The sequence below is a fragment of the Snodgrassella sp. W6238H11 genome (assembly GCF_016100525.1).
Classification (GTDB): domain Bacteria; phylum Pseudomonadota; class Gammaproteobacteria; order Burkholderiales; family Neisseriaceae; genus Snodgrassella; species Snodgrassella alvi.
In genome coordinates this window covers 372,712-379,820 of record NZ_JACFSH010000003.1, presented here as the reverse complement: position 1 = coordinate 379,820, position 7,109 = coordinate 372,712, and the positions used below count along the sequence as shown (strand labels likewise).

Sequence of the window (7,109 nt, the reverse complement as noted above, 5' to 3'; positions counted from 1 at the left end):
TGGAACAAGCAAGAAAAATAACGGAAGAATGGTTAGAAATATATAACACAGAAAGACCGCATGAAGCATTAAATAATATGACACCAATTGAATATAGAAACATGAAACAAATAGCATGATTTTCTACTTGGTTTGTGTGCTAACAATGGGGTATTTACAATATTTATAACCATTCAAACGATTGATTCTCCCTTTTATATTTATAATGAAATTTTCACGATATAAGTATTAATAAAAGCAATATATCAATATTGCTTTCCAGAGTTATGGAATAACAGAGTTTATTATTCAGCAGATTTTTCTGAGGTACTTATTAAAATAACTTGTAAAATTTAGATATTGTTATGTAGTAAATTTCATGTAAAAATTTTCTAGATTATTAAATAATCCATCTATTAAATATCTGTATCTGGATTTCTATCTTTAAATGTAAAACAGGTAGATTAATTGTTGATTATCTACCTGTTGTATTTCGCCTGATCTAACGAATAATGCCACGTGTTGATTGTGCAAAAAATTCTTTAAACACATGTAACTCAGGTGCTGAATCTGCTTCAGCAATAATTCTGGCTTTAGCATCAGCATAAGCCAATCCCTGGCGGTAAAGAATTTTATACAGACGTTTGATGTTGGCAATTTGTTCTGATGTAAATTGGTGCCGGCGTAAACCTTCAGTGTTAAGTCCGGCTGGCTCGGCACGATAACCGGCAGCCATAATATACGGAGGTACATCTTTATGCACACCGGCAGCAAAAGCTGTCATAGCATAATCGCCAATTTGACAAAATTGATGTACAAGTGAGAAGCCGCCCAGTATTACGTAGTCACCGATAACAACGTGTCCTGCAAGCGATGCATTGTTGGCAAAAACTGTATGATTGCCGACAACACAGTCATGAGCCAAATGAACATAAGCCATTATCCAATTATCATCACCTATACGAGTTTCACCAATGCCGGTAACGGTACCCGTATTGAAGGTGGTAAATTCACGGATGGTGTTATGGTTACCAATAATAAGTCTTGTTGGTTCCCCATGGTATTTTTTATCTTGTGGGATTGCTCCCAGTGAAGCAAACTGAAAAATTCGATTGCCTTCACCAATAGTAGTGTGCCCGTCAATAACAACATGCGGTCCGATATCGGTATTAGCTCCAATCTGCACGTTTGCACCGATTATGGTATAGGCTCCCACAGATACGCTACTATCGAGTTCTGCTTTGGGATCAATAATGGCTGTGGGATGAATCTGCGTCATGTATATTTCCTGCTGTCGTGGTTAACGACTAGTTTAATCATAGATGATTAATATTTTTAGTGATGTATTTTTTATTTTTCTACCTTGCGTTTGGCACACATGATTTCAGCTTCTGCCGCAACCTGATTATCTACTAAAGCAACAGCCTTGAATTTACCGATATCACGTTTGTTTGCCAATAATTTAACTTCGAATTTCAGCTGATCGCCGGGAACAACCTGACGCTTGAAACGGGCATTATCGATGCCTACAAAAAAATAAATTTCATCATCGTCACGACCACCATGACTTAAAATAGCCAGTGTTCCACATGCCTGTGCCATAGCTTCAATAATCAACACACCAGGCATAACCGGAAAATCAGGAAAATGACCAAGAAAAAAAGGTTCATTAGCTGTGACATTTTTAATTGCACTCAAAGTCATGGCTTCACTGTCGTAAGCGATAACACGATCAATCAGTAAAAACGGATAACGATGAGGTAATAATTTCTGCAGGGTACGAATATCTAAAGGTAAAGACCAATCCATTGCTTTAATCCTGTTGGTTTGATGAATTGCCGTTTAATTCGGCTAATTGATGTTCCAAGGCTTTTATTTTTTGACTCATTTCATGTAAATGACGAATATGGGCAGCATTTTTTACCCAGTCACTATGTTTTTGTAACGGAAAAATAGAAGCATAGTATCCGCTTTCCTTAATACTGTGACTGACAGCTGTAGCAGCACCAATAGTTGTTTTCGGCGGAATGTGTAAATGACCACCAATCATTGCTGCACCGCCGATAACTGAATAAGCACCAACTTCTGTACTACCGGCAATGCCTGTACAGGCTACAATAGCTACATGAGCACCGATTTTGCCGTTATGGCCAATCATCACCTGATTATCAATTTTGGCATCATTTTCTATGATGGTGTTTTCAATTGCTCCGCGGTCAATTGTGGTGTTGGCTCCAATTTCGACATCATCGCCAAGAATCACGCAACCGGTCTGAACAATTTTAAACCATTCATTTTTCTGTTTGTCCCATGCAAAACCGAACCCATCAGCACCAATAACACATCCTGAATGCAGTTCTACCCGGTTACCCAGTATACAACCATGATAAATGGTTACATTAGCATGAATAACACAGTCATTACCCACCGTACAATCATCTTCAATAACAGCGCCAGCCAGAATGCGTGTGTTTTCACCAATGATACAGCGCTCACCAATAACAACATGAGCACCAATTTCGCAACTGGCTGCAATTTTTGCAGATGGTGCAACTACTGCACTGGGATGGATAGATGCTTTAGCCTGAATGCGAGGATGAAACAAACGGGCAACTTGGGCAAAGTAGAGATAAGGATCATCAGTAACAATCAGTGTACGATCAGTTAAAACTTCGGCAGATTTTTCGGTAACAATCAGTACCCCAGCCTTACTAGCCAATGCTTCTGCACGCAAACGCGGATTACTGAGAAAGCTGATATCGTTTGCTTGCGCCTGTTGTAATGAAGTAATTCTGGTAATAATGACATCACTGCCACGCAATTGTCCGCCCAGCTGTTCAACTAAAGCGGTAGTGGTTATCTGGTTTACAGCCATATTTCTGCCTTACTGTTTTTGTGCATTTAATGCTTTAATAACAGCATCAGTGATATCAAATTTACTGTTGACAAATATGGCATCCTGTATGATTAAATCATATCCTTCTTTTCGTGCCATTTCGATAATAACTTTATTGGCATTTTGCTGAAGTGAGGCAAACTCTTCATTACGACGCAGGTTGTAATCTTCTGCCAGTTTTGCAGCTGCTTCTTTATATTGTTCATCCATTTGCAGCATTTGTTTTATTTTTGCTTCTCGTTCGGCCGCCGGAACTTTCCCTGATTCAATTGCTTCTTTTAATTTCAGCCCTTCAGCTTGCATGACTTGCAGTTTTTTCTGCAACGGCGCAAATTCTTTATCAAGATCTTTCTGAATAGACTGAGCCTGAACAGATTGCTGATAAACACGGCTGGTATCAATAAAGCCGAGCTTTTGTATACTTTCTGCCCATGCAAAAGAGCAGGAAAGCACAGCAGCAAATGTTAAAACAATTTTTTTAAACATAAATTTGTCCTTATCTAGCTGCGATTAGAACGTAGTTCCCAACTGGAACTGGAAGCGTTGTATCTGATCTTCCGATTTCTTATGAATTGGATAAGCATAACTGAATTTCAGTGGTCCCATAGGTGACAACCAGGTAACAGCTAAACCAGCAGAATAGCGTACTTCGTTACCAATACTTGATTTATGTGTTTTGGAGCCGCCATAAGGATTTTTTTCATCATAATAGTTATAAGTTTTGTTATCCCACACACTACCGGCATCTGCAAACATGCTGAGGCGGACAGTATGCTGATCTTTAATTCCCGGAAACGGGAACAACAGTTCTGCAGTTGCAGTAGCAATATAATTACCACCATAACTGCTGGAATCACTACTATATGAACCGTCACTGTATCGGTTAAAGTATTTCGGACCAAGTGTACCAGACTCATAACCCCGTACTGAACCTAAACCACCGCCATTAAAAGCATACATAAATGGCAAATCCTTGGTTTTTCCATAGCCATCCGCATAACCAAGCTGTCCGTATAGCATAAGGGTAAAGTTTTTATTTATCGGGAAATACCAGCGCTGGTCATGACTAATGCTGTAATATTGTAAATCGCCGCCGGGTAAACCACTGTTAATATTAGCATTCATTATGTAGCCGCGAGTAGGCCATAATGAACTGTCTGTAGTGTTACGACCCCAGCCGACAGTACCTTTTAATATCCAGTTATCTTTACCATATTTCTGAACAAATTCAGCATAACGCTGCGGCGCATATTCGCCATATAAGTTAACGGCCAGATGCTCTGCACCAAGACTAAAATTAACCCGATCATACTCGGTAATCGGTACGCCCATGGTCATTGCTGCGCCAATGGTCGTGGTTTTATAATCCATTGAGTTACTGTCTGATTTGCTGGGGTTATAACCACGATAGTACAGGTTATACCCCAGACTGACACCATCAGGAGTGAAATACGGATCAGTAAAGGAAAGAGCCGCAACCTGATTAACCTTGGAGCGGGATAGTTGCAGACTGGCCGATTTACCGGTACCAAACAAATTATCCTGTGCAATACCTGCTGACAGCAGCAAACCGTCATCCTGCGCCCAGCCGGCACCAACATTAATAGAACCGGTTGATCTCTCTTTGACACTCATATCCAGATCAACCTGATCTGGTGTACCTGCTACAGGCTTAACATCTACCTGAGCATTATCAAAATAGCCTAATTGCTGAACACGCTCTTTGGAACGATTAATTTTCGATACATCATAGGGAGCGCGTTCCATTTGCCGCAATTCTCGCCGTAGTACCTCATCACGGGTTTTGTTGTTACCTGTAATATTGATCTGATTAACATAGACTTTACGATCAGGAACAACATTCAGTACAAAATCGACAACATGTGTATTTTCATTAGTTACAGAACGAACATCTACCTGACAGAAAGCATAACCTGAGCTACCCATTTTGTCCTGAATTGCTCTGATGATATTAATCATCTGTGAGCGGTTATACCATCTTCCCGGTTTGATTTTAACCAGTTGCTGTAATGATTCTGCTGGTACTTCACGGGTATCACCGCCAACAGTTACATTACCCCAGCGATAGCGTTCGCCTTCATTTACTGTGATGTTAATCATCTGAGCAGTTTTATCTTCACTGCTGTTTACTTTAACATCAGCAATACGGAAATTCAGATACCCATGATCCTGATAATAATTATTGATTTTATCCAGATCCTGCTGTAACTGGGTATCTGAATAACGATCATCCCTGGTTAACCAGCTTGTCCAGCTTTTCTGGCTTAATGACATCTGTTTGCGTAAAGTATGGGCAGAATAGTGTTTATTACCACTAAAATTAATTGATTTGATAGTTGTTGTTGCACCTTCATCTATTTTCAGCTCAAGTGCAACACGATTACGTTCCAGCCGGGTAACCTTGGGAGTAATTTTTACCGCATTTTTACCACGCTGGCGATAGGCATCCTGCAAACCTACTATTGCCTGCTCCAATGTAGCCGGATTAAATACACGTGATTGCCCCAGACCAAAACCACTCAGATTTTTCTTAATATCATTATTATTGATGGATTTACCGCCAGTAACATCAAAGCTGCTGATAATTGGCCGTTCCACTACAGTTAACAGGACCTGATTACCCATAGTTTCAACCCGTACATCATCAAAAAAACCTGTCGCATACAATTTTTTGATAATCTCTTCACCCTCCGTATCGGTAAAAGTATCACCGATTTTAACCGGAAGGTAACTGAAAACAGTTGTGGGAGCTGTACGCTGTAAACCCTCTACCCGAATGTCTTTTATGGTAAACGGTTCTACTGCTAAAGCCAGTGAAGACAGGCCCAGAGCCATTAAACTGACAGTAATCTGTTTTAATTTCATCATTCATCCAAACAAACGGGTAATATCATTGAAGAAAGCCACCAGCATTAACATTAACATGGCAGCAATACCAAAACGCAACCCCATTTCCTGTATACGCAAACTCAGGGGTCTGCCACGAATCCACTCGATGGCATAATACAGTAAATGCCCCCCGTCTAATACGGGAACGGGTAATAAATTGAGTACGCCAAGACTTACGCTAACCAGAGCTAGAAATTCTGTATAACTTTGCCAGCCCATAGCAGCAGTTTTGCCAGCCACATCTGCAATAGTCAATGGACCGGAAAGATAATGCAGCGATGCCTGACCAGTAAGTAATTTAGCAAACATGGAAAGAGTAAGTGTAATGTAATCCCACGTACGTTGCATAGCCAATCGTGCGGATTCAAAAAAACCGGGCTGATAATGCTGGCGAATCTGGGCATCCCATGTTTTATCACGCATGGCACCTACACCAACCTGACCAATTATTGCTCCTTTTTCAAGCACTGATTCCGGTCGCAGGCTAGTTTGTAGAATCTGTCCGTTTCGCTGATAACTAATGTCAAGTTTTGCACCAGCACTGGCCCGGATACTGTCTACCCAATCCTGCCAGCCAGTAAGTTTGCGTCCGTTAATGGTCAATAAAATATCACCTGTACGCAGACCAGCTTTAGCTGCGACACTATCCGGTATAACCATACCTATCTGATTAACGACTTTGAAAGGTGCAATACCCAGATAACCGGTTTTGGCAACATTAGCAGCAGCATCGGTACCGGCAATATTCAGTTGCCGCTGCTGCGGTTGTCCGGCTGCATTGATAACATCAACCTGAACTTTGCCGCTATCCAGATTAAGCATAATTTTAGCCTGAGCATCCGTCCAGTCTGTGACAGCCTGTCCGTTAACACTATTGATACGGTCGCCTTGCTGAAAACCTGCATCAGCAGCTACTGTAGCTGGCTCAATCATACCCACCCAGGGGCGAATTTGAGTAATACCGCCTATACTGAAACTTGCTGCATACAGCAGTACTGCTAATATCAAGTTGGTCAACGGGCCGGCAACAACGATTGCAATACGTTTAAGAGGATGCTGCTTATCAAAAGCATAAGGTAAATCAGCTTCACTGACATCTCCTTCACGGGTATCAACCATTTTGACATAACCCCCGAGAGGGATGGGTGCCAGACACCATTCGATATTGCCGCGTTTTAAACAAAAAAATGGTTTACCAAAACCAATACTAAAACGCAGTACTTTAACACCACACCAGCGAGCCACAACCAGATGGCCTAATTCGTGCAAACTTACCAGCAGTAAAATTGCTACAATAAAAGCAAATATGGTTAATAACATGGTT

7 protein-coding genes are annotated in these 7,109 nt (G+C 41.0%); 1 reads left to right on the top strand and 6 read right to left on the bottom strand.

Going from position 1 to position 7,109, the window contains the following annotated elements:
• A partial coding sequence (locus tag H3V00_RS08090; protein WP_144340592.1) for an integrase core domain-containing protein occupies nucleotides 1–119 on the top strand: 119 nt, incomplete at its 5' end.
• A gap of 362 nt (nucleotides 120–481) precedes the next feature.
• On the opposite strand, the gene lpxA is transcribed toward H3V00_RS08090, so the two are convergent.
• The 6 genes from lpxA to rseP form a co-directional block, all read right to left on the bottom strand.
• Nucleotides 482–1,258, bottom strand: a complete 777-nt coding sequence (gene lpxA / locus H3V00_RS08085; RefSeq protein WP_198207482.1) for an acyl-ACP--UDP-N-acetylglucosamine O-acyltransferase — start codon at nucleotides 1,256–1,258, stop codon at nucleotides 482–484.
• Nucleotides 1,259–1,329: 71 nt separating this feature from the next.
• Complete coding sequence (fabZ, locus tag H3V00_RS08080) at nucleotides 1,330–1,788, bottom strand: 3-hydroxyacyl-ACP dehydratase FabZ (RefSeq protein ID WP_025329705.1); 459 nt, start codon at nucleotides 1,786–1,788, stop codon at nucleotides 1,330–1,332.
• 4 nt (nucleotides 1,789–1,792) lie between these two features.
• Nucleotides 1,793–2,854, bottom strand: coding sequence for a UDP-3-O-(3-hydroxymyristoyl)glucosamine N-acyltransferase (gene lpxD, locus H3V00_RS08075; RefSeq protein WP_198207480.1), 1,062 nt, complete (start codon nucleotides 2,852–2,854; stop codon nucleotides 1,793–1,795).
• A gap of 9 nt (nucleotides 2,855–2,863) precedes the next feature.
• Nucleotides 2,864–3,361: an OmpH family outer membrane protein gene (locus H3V00_RS08070; RefSeq protein WP_025329703.1), complete on the bottom strand. Its 498-nt coding sequence runs from the start codon at nucleotides 3,359–3,361 to the stop codon at nucleotides 2,864–2,866.
• A gap of 24 nt (nucleotides 3,362–3,385) precedes the next feature.
• On the bottom strand, nucleotides 3,386–5,761 hold the full coding sequence (gene bamA / locus H3V00_RS08065) for an outer membrane protein assembly factor BamA (protein ID WP_198207500.1): 2,376 nt from the start codon (nucleotides 5,759–5,761) through the stop codon (nucleotides 3,386–3,388).
• A gap of 3 nt (nucleotides 5,762–5,764) precedes the next feature.
• Complete coding sequence (gene rseP / locus H3V00_RS08060) at nucleotides 5,765–7,105, bottom strand: RIP metalloprotease RseP (RefSeq protein WP_198207478.1); 1,341 nt, start codon at nucleotides 7,103–7,105, stop codon at nucleotides 5,765–5,767.
• Between the last annotated feature and the right edge of the window lie 4 nt (nucleotides 7,106–7,109).

Bases quoted from the DNA above. Each gene is read 5' to 3' on its own strand.
- H3V00_RS08070 (WP_025329703.1), bottom strand. From the start codon at position 3,361: ATGTTTAAAAAAATTGTTTTAACATTTGCTGCTGTGCTTTCCTGCTCT.
- fabZ (WP_025329705.1), bottom strand. From the start codon at position 1,788: ATGGATTGGTCTTTACCTTTAGATATTCGTACCCTGCAGAAATTATTA.
- bamA (WP_198207500.1), bottom strand. From the start codon at position 5,761: ATGAAATTAAAACAGATTACTGTCAGTTTAATGGCTCTGGGCCTGTCT.
- rseP (WP_198207478.1), bottom strand. From the start codon at position 7,105: ATGTTATTAACCATATTTGCTTTTATTGTAGCAATTTTACTGCTGGTA.
- lpxA (WP_198207482.1), bottom strand. From the start codon at position 1,258: ATGACGCAGATTCATCCCACAGCCATTATTGATCCCAAAGCAGAACTC.
- lpxD (WP_198207480.1), bottom strand. From the start codon at position 2,854: ATGGCTGTAAACCAGATAACCACTACCGCTTTAGTTGAACAGCTGGGC.